Here is a 21054-nt window from a genome sequence, read left to right as displayed (position 1 = left end):
GGGCCGGCTCGCGAACCGCCGCACACGTTGGGACGGCCGCGACGGCCGCGACGGCCGCGACGGCCGCGACGGCCGCGACGGCCGCGACGGCCGCGACGGCCGTGGGAGGAGGGTGGGCGATGGCGTCAGGAGGTAGGCGCGGGCGGTCAGCTCTCCGTGAGGGGGCCGGTCGGGAGATCGCGGCGGATGACCTTGCCGGTCGGGTTGCGGGGGAGCGCGTCCAGGAAAACCACATCGCGGGGAACCTTGTAGCGGGCCAGGCTCGCCTTCACGTGGTCCTTGATGACCTGCGGGTCGCGGTCCGACGAGTCGGTGGGGACGATGAAGGCGCGCAGCCGCTTGCCGAACTCCGGGTCGTCGACGCCGATCACCGCGGCCTCGAGGACGTCCTCGCGTTCGGCGAGGAGGTTCTCCACCTCCACCGGGTAGACGTTCTCGCCGCCGGAGATGACCATGTCGTCGTCACGGCCGTCGATGAACAGCAGGCCCTCGGCGTCGAAGTGGCCCTGGTCGCCGGTGGCCATGTAGCCGTCGATGACCTTTTTGTGCTGGCCGTCGGTGTAGCCCTCGAACGGGATGCCGGTACGCACGAACACCCGCCCGTGCACCCCGGGCTCGGTGATCCGGCGGTCCTCGTCGTCGAAGAGCGCGACGTGCACGGTGACCGGCGGTTTGCCGACGGTTCCGGGTGCCCGGCGTGCCTCGGCCGGCTGGGCGACCGAGGCGACGGCGACCTCGGTGGAGCCGTACACGTTGTAGATGACGTCGCCGAACTGGTCGTGGAAGCGGCTGGTCAGCTCGGGCGCCAGGGCCGAGCCGGCGACGAAGACCGTCTTCAGCGACGACGTGTCGTACTTGCTGATGATCTCGGGGCCGAGGGCGAGGATCCGGGTCAGCATGGTGGGCACCGCGACGAGCATCTGCGCACGGTGTTCGGCGATGGCCTGCAGGATCCGCTCGGCGTCGAAGCGGCGCAGCAGCACGGCGTGGTTGGACAGCGACAGCCCGACGGTCCAGGCGCCGAAGCCGGTGCTGTGGAACAGCGGTGACGCGATCACCGCGGCGCCCTGCCGGGGAAACGGGATACGGTCCGCGATCAGGGCGCTGGCCAGCGGCGACACCTTGGTCCGCGGTGCGCCCTTGGGCAGCCCGGTGGTCCCGCTGGTGAGGATGATGAACCCGCCCGGCCGGTCCGGCAGCGGCAACGGCGTGGACGGGTGCGCCGCGATCAGCTCGTCGATCGACGGGTCTGTGGTCGAGCCCCACGTCGTGTAGCGGGGGATGTCCTCGGGCAGGCCGGCGACCAGGTCGGCGAACTCCTCGTCGTAGAGGATCACCCGGACCTTCTCGCGGGCCACCACCTCGGCGAACTGCTGCTTGGCGAGGCCGGTGTTCATCAGCGCCAGGCGCAGCGTGGCCCGGGCGACACCGCTGATCGCCAGCACCAGGCCACGGTGGTCGCGGGCGAGGACGCCGACCACCGAACGGTCCGGCAGGTTGAGCTTCTTCAGGGCGTGGGCCAGGGAGTTGGACCGGGTGTTCAGCTCGCGGTAGTTCAGGGTGCCGCGTTCGTCGGTGACGGCCGGGAGGTCCGGGTGCTCGGAGGCGGCCTTCATGATCAGGGCGGCCTGCGGGCCGAGCCGCGAGTTGTTCTTGGCCGCGCGCAGCAGCCGGCCGGGGCTCAACAGGTTGACGATGCCGATCTGGTGCATCCGCAGGACGGCTTGCAGATGTTCGATCATGGTCAGGGCCTTTGTTAGGAGGGCGGGTTCCAGACGGGGGCGCGCTTCTCGGCGTACGCGCGGACGCCCTCGAGAGCGTCCGGGGAGCCCATCACCTCGGCGGCGATGCCGGAGAGCCGGTCGAAGGACTCCGCGGTGCTCCAGTCGTGGTGCTCGTCGACGATGCGCTTGGAGAGCAGAACCGCGAGGGGTGCGTTCGCGGCTATCTGGTGTGCCAGGTCGAGTGCGGTTTCCAGGGCTTTGCCGGACGGGGTGGTGCGATTGATCAGACCGAGGTCGTGCAGGCGCCGGGCGGGCATCGGCGCACCGGTGAGTGCGAGTTCGAGGGTGGTGGCCCGGGGCAGGCTCCGCGCCAGCCGCAGCACGCCGCCGGCCGCGGCGACCAGGCCGCGGGTGACCTCCGGGATGCCGAACGTGGCGTCCTCGGCGGCCACGATCAGGTCGGCGGCCAGCGCGAGCTCGCAGCCACCCGCCAGGGCGGTGCCCTCCACGGCGGCGATCAGCGGTTTGGCCGGTGGCCGGGCGGTGAGGCCGAGCAGCCCGCGGCCCTCGGTGACCGGGTATTCGCCGCGGGCGGCGGCCTTGAGGTCCATCCCGGAGCAGAACACCGGACCGTTTCCGGTCAGCACCGCGACCCGCGCGCCGGGGTCGGCCTCGAACGCGTCGAACGCCCGCTCCAGGGCGCGCGCGGTGGCGAGGTCGACGGCGTTGCGGGCGGCCGGGCGGTTCAGCCGGATCACGGTGACCGGTCCGTGCCACTCCACCAGCACCGGCGGCTCACCGGCGGGCGGCAGCGCGGCGGGTGTGGTGTCCGCGATCGTGAAGCCGTCGGCGGTGATGTCGAGCTGCCACCCGAGCGGGTCCTCGGCGAGCAGCCGGCCGGTCAGCTCCCGGTCGGTGACCCGCCGCACCACCCGCTGACCATTTGCGGTCAGCGCGGTGACGATGCCGGCTTCCGGTTCACCGTCGCGGCCGTAGGGGACGGTGTAGGCCTCGAGCACGGCGGGACCGGTCCAGCTGGTGCTGACCTTGCGCGCGGCGGGCCGCGCGAGGCGCAGGTCGGCGTCGGCGTCGCGGTAGGCCCGGCGCGGCGGCCGGGCCGAGAACACGCCCGCGGCGTGCTTCGTCAGATACCACCCGAGGGCCGTCGCCAGGCCGTAGGACTCCGGGTCGGATCGAAGCAGGGGTACGAGGTTCGCGATCGCGTGGCTCGTGTAGTTGTTACCCGGCCCGCCCGCGAACGTGAGCCCGCCGGTGACGGTCAGCGGGCGATCCGGGTCGTCCAGCGGCAGGCCCAGCTCCGCCGCCCCGATCTCCACCGCCGACGGGAAGCACGCGTACAGGTCGACGTGCCGCACGTCGTCGATCGTGATGCCGGTGTGATCCAGAACGGCCGTGCCGACCGCGTTGATCGCGGGGGAGGACGCCAGGTCGTTGCGCTCGGTCACATACCACTCGTCGGTGGCGTGCGCCCCGGCGTGCGCGAACACCCACCTGTCCTGGGCGATACCGGCCCGCTCGGCCGCCTCGGCGCTGCACAGGATGATGCCGCTGGCCTGGTTCACCTGGAGGTTCGCGGTGAGCAGCTTCGGGTAGGGCGCGGAGATCGGCCGGTTGTCACCGTCCGGCGTGGCCAGCTCCTCGGCGGTCCGGCTCTCCGGCCGCCAGGCGTGCGGGTTCTCGGCGGCGACCTCGGAGAACCGGGACCACAGCCCGGTGATCCGGTCCCGGTGCTCGTCGGGGCTCAACCCGAGCCGGCCGCGGACGGCTGATTCGATCAGCGCGTACACGTAGATCGGCGCGACCAGGCCCGCCGCGATCTCGATGTCGGTGTTGGGCGTGGTGTCCACGCCGACCGTGCGCGCCGGAACCGTACCCTCCGGTTGTCCCGGCCAGGACAGCTCCCGGGCCGCGCGTTCGGCGGCGGCTGCGGTCGCGGCGGCCTCGGCGCCGCCGAGAAGGGCGACCGAGACGTGGCCGCCGGCGATCGCCGCCGCCGTGTCGTTGAGCAGCCGCAGCGAGCCGTCGCCGCCGAAGATGCTGGTCTGCACGGTTTCCGCGGGGTGGGCGCCGACCGCCTCGGCGATCAGCGCGGCACCGTCCTGGTACTGCCAGGAGACGCTGGCGACGTAGCCCACCGAGTCGGCGGTGGCCAGCAGGTCCGCGCCGGCGCCGCTGTCCTGCGCGGCCTGGTGCAGGGCCCGGACGGCGAGGGCGACGGGGTCGCCGCCGAGCGGCTCGGTGGACCGCTCGGAAACCTGCCCGACGCCGACGATCACCGGCGTCCACGGGTCGACGTCCAGCCCGGTGCGCTCGTGCCGGATCGGCGCCGGCTTGACCCGATCAGAAACGGGCCGGGCAGCGGCCGCACGAGCCTTGCCGCCACCAGCCCCAGTAGGAGTACCAGATCCGGCGGCACGAGATCCGGGACCGGCGGCCGGGGAGGTGACCACGTCAGCGAGCTTGGCGAGGGACTTCTGCATGGCGTCGGCCAGATTCCGGGCGACCATCGGCCCGAGCGGCCCGTCCGCCGTCCCGCCCTCGACCCCTCCGTCACACCGCACGATCGTGCCGGTCGCGGTCGGCGTCAGCGACAGGTAGAGCCCGACGACGATCCCCATCGGACCGGTTCCGTCCAGCCACACCGTACGGAAATCCTGAAGCCCGGCCACCGTCCAGCGCACCTCGGTCGGCATGCCCATGAGCTTGACGCGCTGCGCGAAGCGCGCGCCGACGGTGATGCCGGTGGGCGGCTCACCCGGCCAGCCGGTGTGCATCAGCAGCCAGTCGGCCATCCGCGCGGGCGCGGCCAGGACGGCGAAGACCTGCTCGGGACCGGCCGCGATCTCCTGCGAGGCGGAGTACGGGTACGCCAGCTCGCGCGGCGGCTCGACCGAGGGCGGTGCGGACGCGGCCGCCGGACGGCTGGTGAACCGGCCCAGCACGGTCCCCGCCAGCGCCCGGCCGACAGCCAGCCCGGCGCGCACCCTGCCACTCGGCATCGAGTCCCCCTAACAGTCTGGCGTGACGGTAAATGAGTGAACTGGGTCACGGCAAGAGCTGGTGGGATCGGGTGCGAGACAAAAGTAACCGTCACGTCGTACGGTAAGTGCGTGGCAGCGGAACAGGGGCGGCGCACCCAGGCACAGCGCAGCGAGACGACCCGGGTGAAGATCCTCGACGCCACCGTGGAATCCCTCGTCGAGCGCGGATATTCCGAGACCACCACCTCGGAGGTGCTGGCCCGCGCCGACGTCCCGCGCGGCACCCTGCTCCACCATTTCCCCACCAAAGTGGACCTCCTGGTCGCCGCCGTCCAGCACGTGGCGCGGCGCCGCCTGGACGGCCTGGCCGCCGAGCTGGCCGCGGTGCCCGGCGGCGCCGACCGCCTGGACGCCCTGATCGACGTCGTCTGGCGGCACTTCTCCTCACCGCTGTTCTGGGCCGCGCTCGAGCTGTGGAACGCCGCACGCACCGACGCCGAGCTGCGCGACGCCCTGATCCCGGTGGAGAAGGAGGTCTTCGGCGTGCTGCACGAGCGCTCCCGCGCCCTGCTGGATCAGACCCAGCCCGGCGACCCGCGGATCGCGACCGTCGTCCAGTTCACCTTCGAGGTGCTGACCGGCTCCGCCATGACCGGCATCGTCAGCGGCGACCTGGCCCGCCGCGAGCTGCTCATCCGGCGCTGGAAACGCGCCGCCGCGATCCTGCTCGGCCGCCGCGACCCGGACACCCTCGTCGAGCGCCCCCACCCCGCACCCCGGCCCGCCGTAAAGGAGCTTTGATGTACCCGGACCCCTACGCCACCCCGGAACGCCTCGCGCTGCGCGACGCCATGACCCAGTTCGTCCGCCGCGAGATCGCCCCGCACCTGACCGATTGGGAGCACGCCGGCGAGCTGCCCCGCGACCTGCACCAGCGCGCCGCCAAGGCCGGCCTCTACGGCATCGGTTTCCCGGAGGAGTGCGGCGGCGAGGGCGGCGACACCGTCGACACGGTCGTCGCCACCGAGGCGTTCCTGGAGGCGGGCGGCTCGTCCGGCTGCCACGCCTCGCTGTTCACCCACGGCATCGCGCTGCCGCACATGGTCGCCACCGGCGACAGCACCCTGATCGAGCGGTTCGTGCGCCCCACCCTGGCCGGCGAGAAGGTCTCCGCGCTGGGCATCACCGAGCCGGACGCCGGCTCCGACGTCGGCTCGCTGCGCACCACGGCGGTCCGCGACGGCGACGACTACGTCGTCAACGGGGCCAAGATGTTCATCACCTCCGGTACGCGGGCCGACTTCGTGACCACCGCGGTGCGCACCGGCGGCCCCGGCGCGTCCGGTGTCAGCCTGCTGGTGATCGAAAGCGGTACGCCGGGCTTCACCGTGTCCCGCCGGCTCGACAAGATGGGCTGGCTCTGCTCCGACACCGCCGAGCTGTCCTTCGCCGACTGCCGGGTGCCGGCCGCCAACCTGATCGGCGCGGAGAATACCGGCTTCCTGCTGATCGGCCAGGTCTTCGTCCCGGAGCGGATCATCGCCGCGGTGCACGCGTACGCGGTGGCGCAGCGGTGCCTGGACCTGACCCTGGAGTACACGCGTGCCCGCCAGACCTTCGGCAAGCCGCTGATCGCCCGGCAGGTCGTGCAGCACAAGCTGGTCCAGATGCGCCAGCGGATCGAGCTGGCCCGGGCGTACACCCGGCAGGTCGCCGTTCGCCACGCCGGCGGCGAAGCGGTGTTCGGCGAGGTCTGCCTGGCCAAGAACGCCGCCGTCGAAGCCTGCAAGTACGTGGTGGACGAGGCGGTCCAGCTGCACGGCGGCATGGGATACATGCGTGAGTCGGAGGTCGAGCGGCACTACCGCGACACCCGCATCCTGGGCATCGGCGGTGGCGCCACCGAGGTGATGACCGACCTGGCCGCCAAGGTGTTCGGCTACGGCCGCTGATCATGTGCGGCGGCGAGCGGTCCTCTACGGTGGCCTAAGACATCGACGTCTTACGATTCAGGAGCCGCCGTGAAGACCACGCTCGCCGCCCTGTTCACCGCTGCCGTCCTCGGCGCCGGACTGATCTCCGCACCAGCGCACGCCGCACCGGCGGTCACCGCGGACAACCTCGCCGCCTCAGTGCCGGCGAAACTCGTCCCGGACCGGCCCAGCCCCGGCGACGTGCGCCGGGCTCTGGCCCGGATCGCCCGCGACAGCGACGGCCGGGTCCGCCTCGGCGTCATCGGGCGCAGCAACGAGGGCCGGGCCCTGCGTCTGGCCACCATCGGGCACGGGCGCACCCGCCTGCTCTACGTCACCCAACAGCACGGTGACGAACCGCTGGGCACCCCGGCCGCCGTACGCCTGCTCTGGGCCCTCGGCGTGCCGGACAGCCGCTGGCACCGGAGCCTGCTGAGCCGGGTCACCATCGACGTCGTCGTGCAGGCCAACCCCGACGGCGCGGTACGTGACCAGCGCTACAACCACGACCCGGACGCCTCCGGCGACTACTCCGAGCCGGGCGTCGGCTACGACATCAACCGCTTCCACAACCCGCTCACCCCGATCGCCGACAACCCGGTGCCGGAGTCACGGGCCGTGCTCCGCCTGTGGCAGCGGACCCGCCCGCGGATCGTCGTCGACTACCACATGCAGGGCCGCTACCTGCAGCCCGGCGGCGAGGAGACGACCGCCTCGGTGCTGTGGCCGACCAGCCCGCTGGTGGCCGCCGGCGTGGTGACCGCGGGACGGCAACTGGCGGTGCGCACCGACGAGGCGACGGGCCGTTACCCGGGCGCCTACGTGACCCGCTACCCGGGCGGTGACTACGAGGGGATCGCGCGCAACGCGTACGGGATTCTGGGCAGCGCGTCGCTGCTGGTGGAGCTGTCGAACCTGCCCGAGGAGCAGGTCGAGTTCCAGATCCGTACGGCGTTCGTGTCGATGCTGGCGACCGCCGTGGGTGCCGCGGACGGCTCGCTGTGGCGCATCGACCCGGCCCGGGCGGACGAGATCCCGGCGCGCGGACCGGCCCTGCCGGGAGCCGCTCGGACTCCGCAGCTGGAAGGCGCTGCTTGAGTCGTACAGAAGAAGGTTCTTAACTGTTTTTGGTGGTGACAAGCGGAAACGCCGAATAGTTTGCCTTCCCCGGCCCGGGACGATAGACAGTTGTGGTTCTTGAAAGGTCCACAACACAGTGTCCAACGAGGAGGGTGCGCCGTGACGGGTCCGAACGACTGGGTGCCGGCCGGGATCGACGTCAATCGGCCCAGTGCCGCCCGGGTGTACGACTACTTCCTCGGCGGGGCGCACAACTTCGCTGTGGATCGCGCGCTCGCCGACCAGATCGCCGCGATGACGCCGAACATCGGCGAGACGATGCGCTCCAACCGGGTCTTCCTGCGCCGGGCGGTGCGTTTCCTGGCCGGCCAGGGGGTCCGCCAGTTCCTGGACATCGGATCCGGCATCCCGACCGCCGGCAACGTGCACGAGATCGCGCTGGAGGCGGCACCCGGCGCGAGCGTCGTCTACGTCGACATCGATCCGGTGGCCGTGGAGCACAGCCGGGCCATCCTCGCCGGCGTCGACCGGACCGGGGTGATCTGCGCCGACGTGCGCGACGTCGACCGGGTGCTGGCCGAGAGCGAGAAACTCGGCCTGATCGACTTCGACGAGCCGGTCGCCGTGCTGCTCGCCGGGGTGCTGCACTTCGTGCCCGATTCCGACAACCCGGCGGGTGTGGTGGCGGCACTGCGGGACGCGCTCGCGACCGGCAGCTACCTGCTGGTCTCGCACGCGACCGGGGACGGGCAACCGCCCGAGGTGATCGAGGCGCAGCGGCTGTCCGGGCGGACGGCGACCGAGATCGTCCTGCGCGGCGGTCCACAGATCGCCGCCTACTTCGACGGGTTCGAGCTCGTCGAACCGGGTCTCGTGTTCATTCCGCAGTGGCGGCCGGACCCGGACGACCCGGTGGACGAGCATCCCGAGCGGGTGGGGGCGTACGCCGGCGTCGGCCGCAAGAACTGACCGGGGGATGCCACCGCAAGACGTCGCCGGGCCGGCCGCCTTCGCCCGGCGCTGGCGGCGGCGGGTGGCCCGTGCCGGTTTCGTCCCGATGGACACCGGCGAGCTCGGCGCGCTCCTGCGCCGGCTCACCGGGCGGCTCACCGCCGCGCTGCGCGCGCCCCGGTTCGACCAGCGCCGCACCGCCGAGGTGGGTGCGGCGCTGGTCGAGGCGCATCTGACCGACCCCGCCGTGCTGGCGGCCACCGTCTCGGTGATCGGCAGCCACCTCGCGGCAGCCGCGAGCGCCGGCCCGGGACATCGCGAGCGCGTGGTGCAGATCCAGGGAGCGGTTGCTTCGGGGTACGCCTCCGCGCTGCGCGTCGCCACCATGGCCGAACAGGAGCGGCTCACCCAGGCGGTGTTCGCCGCACAGAACGCCACCGAACGCGCCCTGCGCACCAGCGAGGAGCGGCTGCGCGCGATCTTCTTCAGCGCCGCCGTCGCCATCGGCGTCAGCTCGATGGACGGCCGGATCGTCCGCGTCAACCAGGCCTTCGCCGATCTGCTCGGCTACGACCCCGACGAGATGTGCGACCTGATGGTCCCGCACCTCACCCACCCCAGCGACCCGCCCGACATGTGGCGGCTCTACGAGGAGATGATCCACGGCGAGCGGGACCACGTCCGCCTGGAGAAGGCCTACTACCGCAAGGACGGCGCGGTCGTCTGGACCGACATGACCGCCTCGCTGATCCGGGACGAGCACGGTGCCCCCGAGTTCACCATCGCCATGGTGCAGGACATCACCGACCGGCTGCGCCTGCAGGACCGCCTCGAACACCAGGCCACCCACGACCCGCTGACCGGCCTGCCCAACCGGGCGATGATCGCCGGCCACCTCGACCGGATCTTCGGCGATCCGGTGCCGGGGGCCCGGGTCGGCCTCTGTTATCTGGATCTGGACGGGTTCAAGCGGGTCAACGACACTCTCGGCCATCAGGTCGGTGACTCGCTGCTGGTCGCCGTGGCGCGACGACTCAGCCGGTGCGTGGCGGGGCCCGGCCATGGCTTTATGGAGGGGCCCGGCTCCGTGGCTGAACCCGGCTCCGTGGCTGGGCCTGGCTCCGTGGCTGGGCCTGGCTCCGTGGCTGGGCCTGGCCTCGTTGCGGGCCGGATGAGCGGTGACGAGTTCGTGCTGCTCGCCGAGAACCCGGCCGGGCTCAGCGACCTTGCCGAGCGGGTGCTCGCCGAACTGGCCCGGCCCTATCAGGTGGGCCAGCACCGGATGCGGGTCACGGCCAGCATCGGCGTGGTGGAGAGCGCGGTGGCCGAGACCAGCCCGGTCGAGCTGATGAAAGCGGCCGACCTCACCCTCTACGTGGCCAAGCAGGAGGGCCGCGGGCGCTTCGTGATGTACGACGCCGACCGCAACGCCCGCCAGGCCGCCCGGTACGAACTGGCCGCCGCGATGCCGGACGCCCTCGATCGGCGGGAATTCACCGTCGTCTACCAGCCACTGGTGTCGCTGGCCGATGAGCGGCTCCGCGGTGTGGAGGCGCTGGTCCGCTGGCGGCATCCGGTGCTGGGGTTGCTGGGGCCGGACGCGTTCATCCCCCTCGCCGAGGAGACCGGCGTCATTCTTGAGCTGGGGCGCTGGGTGCTGGAGCAGGCTTGTACGCAGGCGGCCGAGTGGGCTCGGGACTTTCCACTGCTGCGGGTGTCGATGAGCGTCAACATGACGGTGTCGCAGACGCACGAGCCGGGGTTCGTGGCGGAGGTGGAGGGGGTGCTCGCGCGTACCGGGCTGCCCGCGGGACTGCTGATGCTGGAGCTGACCGAGAACGCGATCATGGACACGGAGGGTGCGCCGCTGCGGGCGCTGGACGGGCTGGCACAGCGGGGGATCCGGATCGCGATCGACGATTTCGGCACCGGGTATTCCAACCTTGCGTATTTGCGGCGGCTGCCGGTGCACACACTCAAGCTTGCCGGCCCATTCGTGGACGGTCTACGCGAGCCCGGTGCAAGCGCTTCGGGCGTCTCGGATGGCGCTTCGGTCGGCGTTTCGGTTGATGCCGAGATCGTCGAGACGATCGTGCGGCTGGCTCACGCGCTCGGTATCAGCGTCACCGCGGAGGCAGTGGAGACGCGATTGCAGGCCGACCGGCTGCGCCAACTGGGCTGCGACACGGGCCAGGGCTGGCTCTTCGCGCGCCCACTCCCCGCCGACGAGGTGACCGAGTTGCTCCGCAGCGAATCCAAGGCCACCATCTGATCTTCTCATCAACGTAAATGTGTTGTAACGTCATTTGGGAGCGCTCCCAGGGGTCGGGTCCTCCCCGGGAAGCGCTGCCAGCTCGAGCCGCTTCGTCGCCGATTCTCCGGTGCCGGGGCGGCTCGCCCCATTCCAAACCCCCTGCTCAAAGCCTCACCCCCCACTCAGCGCTTTCCGCCCCCTCCCCAGCTGGCCCTCAGCGGTGCCTCCCGGCCCGAAACACCCCGCTGGGAGCCAGCTGGTTCGGCGGGCTGGGCGTCAGGGGGGTCGCGCGGCCTGAAACACCCCGCTGGGAGCCAGCTGGTCCGGTGGGCTGAGCGTCAGGGGTGCCTCCCGGCCCGAAACACCCCGCTGCGAGCCAGCTGGTTCGGTGGGCTGGGCGTGAGGGGGGTCGCGCGGCCTGAAACACCCCGCTGGGAGCCAGCTGGTTCGGTGGGCTGGGCGTGAGGGGGTCGCGCGGCCTGAAACACCCCGCTGGGAGCCAGCTGGTCCGGTGGGCTGAGCGTCAGGGGTGCCTCCCGGCCCGAAACACCCCGCTGGGAGCCAGCTGGGCCGGTGGGCTGGGCGTCAGGGGGGTCGGATCCGGGGGTGCAGCGGGGCCGTCGCCGCAGCCGCCACCTGGCATCATCGTCGATCGTGACGACCGCGATGATCTACGCCGAGTTCGCCGCGCGGGAGGCGGCGGGGGAGTCACCCGCCTACGAGGCCCTCGCCCTCACGGTCTCCCGCGATACCCGGCTGCTCGCGCTGCTGGACACCCTTCCGCCCGCCAAGCGCCAGCCCAACCTGCTGTTCGCCGTAGTGCAGTTCCTGGGCGGGCCGGTCACCGACCCCGATGCGTTCGCCGAGTTCACCGTCGCGAACTGGATCGGGGTCGAACAGCAGATCCGTGCGCGGGCGACGCAGACCAACGAGCCGGGCCGGTGCGCGCTGCTGCTGCCGGTGCTGGCCGCCCTGCCACAGCCGCTGGCCCTGCTGGAGGTCGGCACGTCGGCCGGTCTCAACCTGTTCCCCGACCGGTACACCTACCGTTACGGCGAACGGACGATCGGATCCGGCGGGCCGGTGCTGGACTGTGTGCTGTCCGGCGTCGAGATGCCGTCCCGCGTACCCGATGTTGTTTGGCGTGCCGGTCTCGACCTGAACCCGCTCGACCTGACCGACCCGGCAGACGCCGCGTGGTTGACGGCCCTGATCTGGCCGGAGCAGGACCACCGCCGGGCCCGGCAGCTTGCTGCCGCGCGCATCGCCGTCGCCGAGCCACCGTTGCTGGTGCGAGGTGATCTTGTGGATGATCTCCCCGCGCTGGCCGCGCAGGCGCCTGACGGCGCGACCCTCGTGGTCTTTCACACGTCGGTCCTCTATCAGGTGCCGGCTGGGCGCCGGGAGGCCTTTCAGGCTTTGGTACGGGCAATGCCCGCCCAATGGATCTCGGTGGAGAACCCGTCGGTGATCGCCTTCGGCAACCTGCCCCCGGCGCCGGACGAGACCCTGCACAACGTGGTGTCGCTGAACGGCACGCCGCTCGCCTGGGCCCGGGCCCACGGCGACGCCCTCACCTGGTTCGGCCCGCCACCCGCCGCCGCGGTGACGGCGTCAGCTGGTTCCTCCTGACGCCCGCGTTCTCACCTGGTCGGGCCCGCCGGCCGCCCACGTCGCGGTGACATCGTGCGGCAGCCGTAGGCTGGCTGTCCATGGGAGACCAGGACCTCGCGGCGGAGCTGCTTCTCGCCGAGCGCCGCCTCCAGGCAGCGCAGCGCGCCGGAAACGTGGAAGAGCTCGACCGGCTGCTCGACGACCGCCTGATCGCCGTGGGACCGGACGGTACCCACTTCAGCAAGCAGGACGACCTGAACGCCTATCGCAGCGGCTCCTCGGTGATCAGCGAACTGGTCGAGGAAGCCCTCGAGTCGCTGGTCGTCGGCGCAACGGGGGTCACCTTCTTCACCGGCACCGTGAACGGGACGTTCGGCGGGCAGCCGTTCGGTGCTCGGATGCGCTACACACGCACGTGGGCGTACGAAAAAGGCTGGCGCATCATCGCCGCCCACATCGCCCCCGCCTAGCCCCGCCCCAGCTGGCTCCCAGCGGGGCTTTTCGGCCCGAAAGGCACCCCTCACGCCCAGCCGGCCAATCCAGCTGGCGCTCAGCGGGGCTTTTCGGCCCGAACGGCACCGCTCACGCCCAGCCGGCCAAACCAGCTGGCGCTCAGCGGGGCTTTTCGGCCCCGAAAGCACCCCTCACGCCCAGCCGGCCAAACCAGCTGGCGCTCAGCGGGGCGTTTCGGCCCCGAAGGCACCCCTCACGCCCAGCCGGCCAATCCGGCTGGCGCTCAGCGGGCTTTTCGGGGCGGGAGGCAACGCCGGCTCCCGGACATTGATCGTTACCGCCAGAATGGGCGCATGCCGCGACGTGATCCACCGAACCGCTTCGGCGAACCAGCCGACCCCTGGCACGCATTCCTGCCCTTCGCCGTGGCCGCGGTCGTTCTCATCTCGCTCGGCCTCTACGTTCTTGTCAACGTCCTCACGATCAAAGCCGGCTCGTCAGCCAAGGCCGACCGCCTGGAAAAGAGCGGCGTAGCGGTCGAGGCGCTGCTGACCAACTATCACCGGGGCCGGCGGCAGTCCTCGACGGTCTGGCTGCAGTACGAGTACGGCGGCGTGATCCACCGGGTGAAGGTGGATTGTGACGAGCCGCCGCTGTGCGACCCGGACCGCAGCCGCACCATGCGAATTCTGGTCGACCCGGCGGAGCCGCGTGAGCTCGTCACCGATCTCGGCGTCACCGACGACTCGACCCGGTACCTGGACAGCTGGGCATTCGTCCCGTGGGGTTTGATGTTCCTCGCGATAGGCGGCCTCAGCACGTTCCTCTCGTGGGTCTTCTATCGTCAGAGCCGCACCGGGTCCCGACCGGGGACTTGAAATGTTTCATATTCGTGCGATCCTGTGTGGGCAACGTTATCGCTGTTCGACGATTTGACGTTTCAAAGGCGAGATGGAAAAGAGGCACGGTGACCCAGCAGCCCCGCAACGGCCGCGCCCCGTCGGTCAAGGACGTCGCCGCGGCCGCGGGCGTCTCGCTGGGCACGGTCTCCAACGTGCTCAACCGGCCCTCGGTGGTCAGCACCACCACCCGGGAGCGGGTCGAGCGGGCCATGGCCGAGCTCGGCTTCATCCGCAACGAGTCCGCGCGGCAGCTGCGCGCGGGGACCAGCCGGGCCCTCGCCTACGTCATGCTCGACGGTGGCAACCCGTTCTTCCACGACGTCGCCGAGGGCATCGAGACCGCCGCCGAGGCCGCCGACCTGTCGCTGTTCGTCTGCAACAGCAACAGCCGGGGCGAGCGCGAGGCCAAGCACCTCGACCGGCTCGTCCAGCAGCGGGTGCAGGGCATCCTGATCACCCCGGTCGACCCGGACGCCTCGCACCTGGCGGAGATCGCCCGGCGCGGCATCCCGTTCGTCATGGTCGACCGCCTCAGCAGCGGCGGCGGCCACTGCTCGGTCGCCGTCGACGACGTGCTCGGCGGCCGGATCGCCGTGGAGCACCTGATCGATCGCGGTCACCAGCGCGTTGCGTTCGTCGGCGGCCCGTCCAGCATCGGCCAGGTCCGCGAGCGGTTGCAGGGCGCCCGGGAGGTGTGGTCGGAGTTCGGCATGGCCGATGAGGACCTGATCCACCTGCCGACCGAGGCGCTCACCGTCAACGAGGGCCGCTCCGCCGGGGAGCGCCTCGCCGGGCTGCCCAGCCGCCGCCGGCCGACCGCCGCCTTCTGCGCCAACGACCTGCTGGCCCTCGGCCTGCTCCAGCACGCGGTCACCGCCGGGCTGCGGGTTCCCGACGACCTGGCGATCGTCGGCTTCGACGACATCGACTTCGCGGCGGCGGCGGCGGTCCCGCTCACGTCGGTGCGCCAGCCGCGCCAGGAGCTGGGGCGCACGGCGGCCCGGCTGGTCCTGGACGAGGCGACGAACCCGGACCACGTGCACGAGCAGGCGACCTTCGTCCCGGCGCTGGTGGCGCGAGCATCCACGGGGACCGCGCGCTCTCTAAAGTAGGACGATGCCGAACCGTACGTATGTCCTCGTCCCGGGCGCCGGTGGCAGCACCTTCTCCTGGCAGCGCGTGATCCCCCTGCTCCGCGAGCAGGGCCACGACGCGACAGCCGTCGAGCTGCCCGCCGCGGACGACAAGGCCGGCCTCCAGGAGTACGCGGACGCCATCGTCACCGCCGCCACCGGCCTGGACGACGTGGTGCTCGTCGCCCACTCGATGGGCGGGCTGAGCGCCCCGCTGACCTGCGACGGGCTGCCCGTCTCGGCGATCGTCCTGCTCAACGCCATGATCCCGCTGCCGGGCGAGACCGGCGGCGACTGGTGGGAGGTGACCCGCCAGGAGCAGGCCCGGCGCGACCTGGACCGCCGCGAGGGCCGCGACCCGGACGGCCCGTTCGACCTGGAGGTCTACTTCCTCCACGACCTCCCCGCGCCGCTCGCCGCCGAGGCGCTGGCCACCGAGCAGCCGCAGTCGGGTACGCCGTTCACCGAGCCGTGGCCGTTGCCTGCCTGGCCGGACGTGCCGACCCACGTGCTCGCCGGCGCCGAAGAACGGTTCTTCCCCGTGGACTTCCAGGAGCGGGTCGCACGGGAACGCCTCGGCCTCGCCCCGCGGATCGTGCCGGGCGGCCACCTGGCAGCGCTCAGCCACCCCGCCGAACTGGTCGCCGAAATCCTCGCGGTCACCGGGCGATGACCCCGAAGCTGCACGTCGGCTGCGCGATGTGGAGCCTGAAGTCCTGGCAGGGACGGTTCCTGCCGCATCCGGCCACCGCGCAGGAGCGGCTGCGGTCCTACGCCGGCTGGTGCAACGCCGTCGAGGGCAACACCACGTTCTACGCCACACCCTCCCGCGAGACCGTGGCGACGTGGGCCGAGCAGACCGGCGAGGACTTCCGGTTCGTGCTCAAGCTGCCGAAAGTGGTAACGCACGAGCGGCGGCTCATCGGCGCGGAGGAGCCCCTGCGGGCGTTCTTCCACGCCATCGAGCCACTCGGGCCGCGTGCCCACACACTCTGGGTGCAACTGCCGGGATCCTTCGGACCCGGCGACCTGACGGTTCTGTCGCGCTTTCTGCGGAGCCTTCCCCAGGGCCATCGGTACGGCGTAGAGCTTCGCCATTCCGCCTTCTTCGATGATCCGAACCGCCTCGAGGAGGTGCTCGCCGCCGCCGGCGCCGAGTGGATCCCGTTCGACACCACCGCGTTCTTCGCCACCCCGCCCACCAGCGACGAGGAGCGCGACGCCTGGCTGAAGAAGCCCCGCATGCCGTTGCGCACGGCGGCTCTCACCGACCGGCCGATCGTCCGCTACCTGGGCCGCGACGACACCACCCGAACCGTCGAGGGCTGGCAGCGCTGGGTGGAGGTGGTGGCGGGCTGGCTGCGCGAGGGCCGCTCGCCGACAGTCTTCGTGCACACCCCCGACAACGCCGACGCCCCGGAACTGTGCCGCCGCTTCCACGACGAGGTGCGCGCCCGCGTACCCGGCCTACCGTCGCTGCCGCACCCCGCTCCGCTGTCGCCGCCCGAGGACGAGCCGCTCACGCTCTTCTGATCGCCCGCGCTTCCTGCCTCCCGGCGCGCGAGGCAGCACTCACGTCCAGCCGGATCTTTGTGGCTGGCTCCCGGTGCTGCCACCCGGCGCGCGACGCAGCACCGGGAGCCAGCCGGAGCCGCGTCAGCCTGCGCCCGATGCACCGCGGACCTTCACCCTGGAAGGTGTACAGCCCGGGCGCCGGTGACTGCGCCACGTGACGAGCGTGGGGCCCCTGGAAGCGGGACCCCACGCCTGTCGAGCAGAAAGCGTCACATCGTCAGACGCGCCGGCAGTGTCAGGAGTGCGGGCAGGTGGCGCGGTACTCCTGGATCGCCGACCCGGTCGGTGCCGGGCAGAGGAACTGGTCGTAGCGGGTGTCGTTGTCGATGAAGCGCTTGATCCAGGAGAGGCTGTACTTCGCGACGGTGACGTTGCCGCCGGAGGTGGGTGCCGAGTGGGTCGCGTTGTTGAGCTCCAGGTACGCCTTGTCCGGAGCCGCCGTCAGGCTGGTGTAGAACGGCTCGGAGTGTGAGGAGACCGGCGCGACGGTGTCGTTCTCCGCACCGATGATCATGGTGGGGACCCGGACTGTCGTCCAGGACTTGGTGCCGTGGTACGGCGTGAGCGGCACCGCCGCCTGCAACGCGGGACGGGTCCGCGCCGCGGCGAGGCTGCCGCCGCCACCCATCGAGTGGCCCATCACGCCGAGGCGGGTGGCGTCGATCCGGGTGCGTACGGAGCTGCGCTGCGTGAGGTAGTCGAGGGCCGCGAGCAGCTGGGTGCCCCGGCTGTCGGGCTGGTCGAGGGTGCTCAGCGTGTCGATGGTGATCACGACGAAGCCCTGGGAGGCGAGTCGCGGTCCCAGCCAGGCGATGCTCGACTGCGAGGCGGTGAAGCCGGGCGAGATGGCCACCCCGCCGAACGTGCCGGCCGTGGTGGACGTCGGGTAATAGATCGTGCCGCCGCCGAAACCGGTGACGGCGGACCGTGCCACCGCGACCTGGGTGATCGCGAACGATCCCCGGCTGGCCTCGATGCTGGCGTTCGAGGGTGCGGGGCCGCGCTCGTACGGGTTGGCGGCCGCCGCGGGTGCGGCGGGCGCCATCAGGACCGTGGCGAGGGCCGCGGTGACGGCGGTGAGTAGTGAGACCTTCCGGCTGCGGGACATGTCGAACTCCCAGGGGTAGGGGGAGGCGTGGATCAACATCGATGGATGTAAATAAGCTAACCCGCCGGTAACAAAGCGGTAATCCCAGCCACTCCCTGCGGTCGGCGTTATGTAATTGGCGGCATGCCAACAAGGTCAAATACGGTTGTCACCTCGGATGATCTCGGCCACCCTGGTACGCATGACGTCCTGACGAACCGCCCTCAGCAGCCCGTTTCTCCACACCTGCCTCGAGAAGAGAGCGTTCGTGCAGTCGTCTGCAACAGTCACCGTCTTCGCCGCGCCCGGAAGCTGGATCGAGTCCGATGCGGTCGCGCAGTGCCACCAGGTCGCCGCCCTCGACGGCATGATCCATGTCGCCGGCATGCCCGACCTGCACCCCGGCAAGGGCGCACCGATCGGCGCCGCCATGATTTCCTCGGTGCTCTACCCGCTGCTCGTCGGCTCCGACATCGGCTGCGGCATCGCCGTCTTCCCGCTGCGCCTCAAGCGCGTCGTCCCGGAGAAGCTCGCCGCCCGCTTCCCCGACCTCGACGTGCCGCTCGACCCGGGCGGCCTGGCGGGGACCGACATCCCGGCCGGCTGCACCGACAGCCTCGGCACCCTCGGCCGGGGCAACCACTTCGCCGAGCTCGCCCGGGTCGACGCGGTGGCCGACGCCGCCCATGCCGAGCGGCTCGGCCTGGCCGCCGGTGACGTGGTCCTGATCGTCCACAGCGGCTCCCGCGGCCTCGGCAAGCGGATCCTGCGCGCGCACACCGAGGTGCACGGCGCCGGCCCGGCAGCCGACCCCGCCGTCTATCTGGCCGCCCACGACGACGCGGTCCGCTGGGGCCACCTCAACCGGCGGCTGATGGCCGAGCGGGTCGCCGACGCGATCGGTGCACACCTCGGCGAGCCGATCACCGACGTCTGCCACAACTCGGTGGAGGTCCGCGACGGCGCCTACCTGCACCGCAAGGGCGCCGCACCCGGCGACGGCCAGGACGTGCTGATCGCCGGGACCCGCGGGACCCGCTCGTTCCTGGTGGCCACCCACGCCGGACCGGAGGCGGCCCACTCGGTGGCGCACGGTGCGGGCCGCAAAATGTCGCGGTCCGACGCCCTGCGGCGAGGAAAGGCCAAGCACACAGTCGAGGAGCTCCGGCGTACGGCCGTCGGCTCGGTGGTCGTCTGCGGCGACCGGCAGCTGTTGTTCGAAGAGGCGCCCACGGCGTACAAGCGGATCGAACAGGTGATCGGCGATCTGACCGGGTTCGGGCTGGCCACCCCTGTGGTAAGCACGGTGCCGGTGGTCACCTACAAGACGGCGCCACAGCGAGGAGGCCGGCGATGACCGAGTTCCGGGACGCTTCCACGATCGTCTACGTCGAGGACCTGAATGCGATGCTGGAGTTCTACCGGGACCTGCTCGGCTTCACCGAGACCTACCGCTTCCCGGACGAGGGCCCGCCCGTGTTCGTCGCGCTGTCGGCAGGCGTCTCGCTCGCGCTGGTCACCGACGGCCAGCTGGGGTCGCACGGGCTCGAGGTGCGGCCGCGGGCGGGGCGGCAGTTCGAGCTCTGCGTCTACACCGGCGACGTGGACCGGGCGATCGGTGAGCTGCGGGCGCGTGACGTGCCCGTCCTGGTGGAACCGGCCGACCAGCCGTGGGGCGAGCGGATGGCCTACGTCGCCGACCCCGAGGGCAACCCGGTCATGGTGTGCGCGCCAACGGGATGAGCCGCCGCTGTTCAGGCCACGCTCTCCGACACGGGACGGCGGCGGTCCCGAACCGGAAACCGCCACCGCTCCCCGTACCCGTGCCCGGGCCGCGTGCGGCCCTCATGACTTCGGACGCTCCAGGGGGCCTGAAACGTTGTACGTGTAACACAGATTTAACAAATCAAGGTCCGACGGCGCGGGTGACGACCGCCCGGATCTCCTCGATCGGCACCGGTGAGGTGGCCAGGATCTTGTGCACGACGAGGCCCTCGATCAGGCCGTCCACGCCGCGGGCGGTGGCCGGGTCGACGAACCGTTCCAGCACGGCCCGGCTGGTGCGCATCCAGCTTTCGGTCACCTCGCGCAGGACCGGGTCGCGCAGCGCCGCGAGGTAGAGCTCGTAGGCGATCGCCCAGTCGTCGCGGTCGGCCCCGGCGTCACCGTGGATCAGGGCGGTGACGGCGTCGATCAGCTGTTCGCGGGTGGAGACGCCGTCGAAGTGCGCCGCGTAGGTGGCTGACATCCGCTCGGCGTGCCGGCGGAAAGCCTGCGTGCGCAGGTCGTCGAGGCCGGTGAAGTGGTAGGTCAGCGAACCGAGCGGTACGTCGGCCGCGGCGGCGATCAGCCGGTGGGTGGTGCCGGCGACACCGTGCTCGGCGATCACCCGGATGGTCGCGTCGATGATCCGGTCCTTGCGGTCCGGATCGTGCCGCCGGGGCCGCCGCTCGGAAGGCCCCGGCTGGCTCGGCGCCGCACCCCTCGACGAAGCACGAGAAGCAACCGAGCCGCCGCCGGCAACCACCGAGGGTGAGAAGCCGGGCCCGCCGGCGGCGGCGGGTGAGAGGCCGGAGCCGGCGGCAGCTGTGGGTGGGACGCCGGAGCCGGCGGCAGCTGTGGGTGGGACGCCGGGGCCGGCGGCTGACGGGCCCGGGTTGGTGGGTTTCACAGCTCGCGGATCACCCGTGCCGGCGAACCGACCGCCACCACGTTCGCCGGCAGGTCGCGGACCACGACCGAGCCGGCGCCCACCACCGTGTTCTCGCCGATCGTCACGCCGGGGCAGACGATCACCCCGCCGCCCAGCCAGACGTTGTCGCCGATCACCACCGGCTGCGCGGCCTCCCACTTGTCGCGGCGCGGGCCGGGCTCCAGGGGGTGGGTGGCGGTGAGCAGCTGGACGTTGGGGCCGATCTGCACGTCGTCGCCGACGGTCACGGTGGCCACGTCGAGCACGACGAGGCCGAAGTTGGCGAACGAGCGGGCGCCGAACGTGGTCTGATACCCGTAGTCGCAGTGGAACGGCGGGCGGATCTCGGCGCCCTCGCCGTAACCGCCGAGCAGCTCGGTGAACAGATCGCGGCGCCTGTCGTAGTCGGTCGGGTCCATCGTGTTGATCTCGTGACTGAGGCGCTGGGCGCGGGCCAGGTCACGGCCGATCTCGGGGTCGTCGGCTATGTACAGCTCGCCGGCCAGCATCCGGTCGCGCATGCTCTTCTCGCTGACGGTCATGTGTACAAACGTACGCTGGTCATCAGGTTCACGAGTGCCCTTGACCACACCCGCCGATGGCTCGTAATCTGT

18 protein-coding genes are annotated in these 21054 nt (G+C 71.5%); 13 read left to right on the top strand and 5 right to left on the bottom strand.

What is annotated here, in order from left to right; translation table 11 throughout:
• Nucleotides 1-146: 146 nt before the first annotated feature.
• Together ACFQV6_RS14750 and ACFQV6_RS14745 are read right to left on the bottom strand one after the other, a co-directional pair.
• On the bottom strand, nt 147-1742 hold the full coding sequence (locus ACFQV6_RS14750; RefSeq protein WP_378028021.1) for an acyl-CoA synthetase: 1596 nt from the start codon (nt 1740-1742) through the stop codon (nt 147-149).
• 14 nt (nt 1743-1756) lie between these two features.
• Nucleotides 1757-4744 carry a crotonase/enoyl-CoA hydratase family protein gene (locus ACFQV6_RS14745; protein ID WP_378028020.1) on the bottom strand — a complete coding sequence of 996 codons (2988 nt, stop codon included), beginning with the start codon at nt 4742-4744 and terminating at the stop codon, nt 1757-1759.
• A 111-nt stretch (nt 4745-4855) separates the two neighbouring features.
• On the opposite strand from ACFQV6_RS14745, the gene ACFQV6_RS14740 reads away from it, so the two are divergent.
• The 11 genes from ACFQV6_RS14740 to ACFQV6_RS14690 all read left to right on the top strand — a co-directional run bounded on the left by ACFQV6_RS14740 (nt 4856) and on the right by ACFQV6_RS14690 (nt 16619).
• Entirely contained in the window at nt 4856-5527 is a 672-nt protein-coding gene (locus tag ACFQV6_RS14740; protein ID WP_378028019.1) for a TetR/AcrR family transcriptional regulator, read from the top strand.
• Nucleotides 5527-6678 carry an acyl-CoA dehydrogenase family protein gene (locus ACFQV6_RS14735; RefSeq protein WP_378028018.1) on the top strand — a complete coding sequence of 384 codons (1152 nt, stop codon included), beginning with the start codon at nt 5527-5529 and terminating at the stop codon, nt 6676-6678. Before ACFQV6_RS14740 ends, ACFQV6_RS14735 begins: the two co-directional genes overlap by 1 nt.
• 69 nt (nt 6679-6747) lie before the next feature.
• The gene (locus ACFQV6_RS14730) at nt 6748-7797 is read left to right on the top strand and encodes a M14 family zinc carboxypeptidase (RefSeq protein ID WP_378028017.1); all 1050 of its coding nucleotides are present in this window, start codon (nt 6748-6750) and stop codon (nt 7795-7797) included.
• A gap of 141 nt (nt 7798-7938) precedes the next feature.
• Nucleotides 7939-8748, top strand: a complete 810-nt coding sequence (locus tag ACFQV6_RS14725; RefSeq protein WP_378028016.1) for an SAM-dependent methyltransferase — start codon at nt 7939-7941, stop codon at nt 8746-8748.
• A 7-nt stretch (nt 8749-8755) separates the two neighbouring features.
• Nucleotides 8756-11002 (top strand): putative bifunctional diguanylate cyclase/phosphodiesterase, encoded by a 2247-nt coding sequence (locus ACFQV6_RS14720; RefSeq protein ID WP_378028015.1) that lies wholly within the window; start codon nt 8756-8758, stop codon nt 11000-11002.
• A gap of 636 nt (nt 11003-11638) precedes the next feature.
• A complete protein-coding gene (locus ACFQV6_RS14715) occupies nt 11639-12616 on the top strand; it encodes a DUF2332 domain-containing protein (RefSeq protein ID WP_378028014.1) in 978 nt (325 codons plus the stop codon).
• An 80-nt stretch (nt 12617-12696) separates the two neighbouring features.
• Nucleotides 12697-13068 carry a nuclear transport factor 2 family protein gene (locus ACFQV6_RS14710; protein WP_378028013.1) on the top strand — a complete coding sequence of 124 codons (372 nt, stop codon included), beginning with the start codon at nt 12697-12699 and terminating at the stop codon, nt 13066-13068.
• A 336-nt stretch (nt 13069-13404) separates the two neighbouring features.
• Entirely contained in the window at nt 13405-13929 is a 525-nt protein-coding gene (locus ACFQV6_RS14705; RefSeq protein WP_378028012.1) for a hypothetical protein, read from the top strand.
• Between the two features lie 89 nt (nt 13930-14018).
• The gene (locus tag ACFQV6_RS14700; RefSeq protein ID WP_378028011.1) at nt 14019-15065 is read left to right on the top strand and encodes a LacI family DNA-binding transcriptional regulator; all 1047 of its coding nucleotides are present in this window, start codon (nt 14019-14021) and stop codon (nt 15063-15065) included.
• A 4-nt stretch (nt 15066-15069) separates the two neighbouring features.
• Nucleotides 15070-15759 (top strand): alpha/beta fold hydrolase, encoded by a 690-nt coding sequence (locus ACFQV6_RS14695; protein ID WP_378028010.1) that lies wholly within the window; start codon nt 15070-15072, stop codon nt 15757-15759.
• Between the two features lie 26 nt (nt 15760-15785).
• A complete protein-coding gene (locus ACFQV6_RS14690; RefSeq protein ID WP_378028106.1) occupies nt 15786-16619 on the top strand; it encodes a DUF72 domain-containing protein in 834 nt (277 codons plus the stop codon).
• Between the two features lie 277 nt (nt 16620-16896).
• On the opposite strand, the gene ACFQV6_RS14685 is transcribed toward ACFQV6_RS14690, so the two are convergent.
• Nucleotides 16897-17769, bottom strand: a complete 873-nt coding sequence (locus tag ACFQV6_RS14685; protein WP_378028105.1) for a dienelactone hydrolase family protein — start codon at nt 17767-17769, stop codon at nt 16897-16899.
• Between the two features lie 247 nt (nt 17770-18016).
• Between ACFQV6_RS14685 and ACFQV6_RS14680 the strand changes: the two genes are divergently transcribed.
• Nucleotides 18017-19105 (top strand): RNA ligase RtcB family protein, encoded by a 1089-nt coding sequence (locus ACFQV6_RS14680; protein WP_378028009.1) that lies wholly within the window; start codon nt 18017-18019, stop codon nt 19103-19105.
• Nucleotides 19102-19491, top strand: a complete 390-nt coding sequence (locus ACFQV6_RS14675; protein ID WP_378028008.1) for a VOC family protein — start codon at nt 19102-19104, stop codon at nt 19489-19491. Before ACFQV6_RS14680 ends, ACFQV6_RS14675 begins: the two co-directional genes overlap by 4 nt.
• Nucleotides 19492-19654: 163 nt before the next feature.
• Here ACFQV6_RS14675 and ACFQV6_RS14670 read toward each other — a convergent pair whose 3' ends face one another.
• Nucleotides 19655-20419: a TetR family transcriptional regulator gene (locus ACFQV6_RS14670; protein WP_378028007.1), complete on the bottom strand. Its 765-nt coding sequence runs from the start codon at nt 20417-20419 to the stop codon at nt 19655-19657.
• Entirely contained in the window at nt 20416-20982 is a 567-nt protein-coding gene (locus ACFQV6_RS14665) for a sugar O-acetyltransferase (protein ID WP_378028006.1), read from the bottom strand. The genes ACFQV6_RS14670 and ACFQV6_RS14665 overlap by 4 nt, the downstream gene beginning before the upstream one ends.
• Between the last annotated feature and the right edge of the window lie 72 nt (nt 20983-21054).

It is taken from the genome of Actinoplanes sp. GCM10030250 (genome assembly GCF_042666575.1).
Lineage (GTDB): Bacteria > Actinomycetota > Actinomycetes > Mycobacteriales > Micromonosporaceae > Actinoplanes.
Note: the sequence above shows the minus strand (reverse complement) of the source record. Positions and strands in the feature narration are given on the sequence as shown.

What these genes read in the sequence shown, in the direction of transcription:
- ACFQV6_RS14665 (WP_378028006.1), bottom strand. Translation starts at nt 20,982, where the DNA reads ATGACCGTCAGCGAGAAGAGCATGCGCGACCGGATGCTGGCCGGCGAG.
- ACFQV6_RS14685 (WP_378028105.1), bottom strand. Translation starts at nt 17,769, where the DNA reads ATGTCCCGCAGCCGGAAGGTCTCACTACTCACCGCCGTCACCGCGGCC.
- ACFQV6_RS14720 (WP_378028015.1), top strand. Translation starts at nt 8,756, where the DNA reads ATGCCACCGCAAGACGTCGCCGGGCCGGCCGCCTTCGCCCGGCGCTGG.
- ACFQV6_RS14705 (WP_378028012.1), top strand. Translation starts at nt 13,405, where the DNA reads ATGCCGCGACGTGATCCACCGAACCGCTTCGGCGAACCAGCCGACCCC.
- ACFQV6_RS14750 (WP_378028021.1), bottom strand. Translation starts at nt 1,742, where the DNA reads ATGATCGAACATCTGCAAGCCGTCCTGCGGATGCACCAGATCGGCATC.
- ACFQV6_RS14690 (WP_378028106.1), top strand. Translation starts at nt 15,786, where the DNA reads ATGTGGAGCCTGAAGTCCTGGCAGGGACGGTTCCTGCCGCATCCGGCC.
- ACFQV6_RS14710 (WP_378028013.1), top strand. Translation starts at nt 12,697, where the DNA reads ATGGGAGACCAGGACCTCGCGGCGGAGCTGCTTCTCGCCGAGCGCCGC.
- ACFQV6_RS14675 (WP_378028008.1), top strand. Translation starts at nt 19,102, where the DNA reads ATGACCGAGTTCCGGGACGCTTCCACGATCGTCTACGTCGAGGACCTG.
- ACFQV6_RS14695 (WP_378028010.1), top strand. Translation starts at nt 15,070, where the DNA reads ATGCCGAACCGTACGTATGTCCTCGTCCCGGGCGCCGGTGGCAGCACC.
- ACFQV6_RS14735 (WP_378028018.1), top strand. Translation starts at nt 5,527, where the DNA reads ATGTACCCGGACCCCTACGCCACCCCGGAACGCCTCGCGCTGCGCGAC.
- ACFQV6_RS14745 (WP_378028020.1), bottom strand. Translation starts at nt 4,744, where the DNA reads ATGCCGAGTGGCAGGGTGCGCGCCGGGCTGGCTGTCGGCCGGGCGCTG.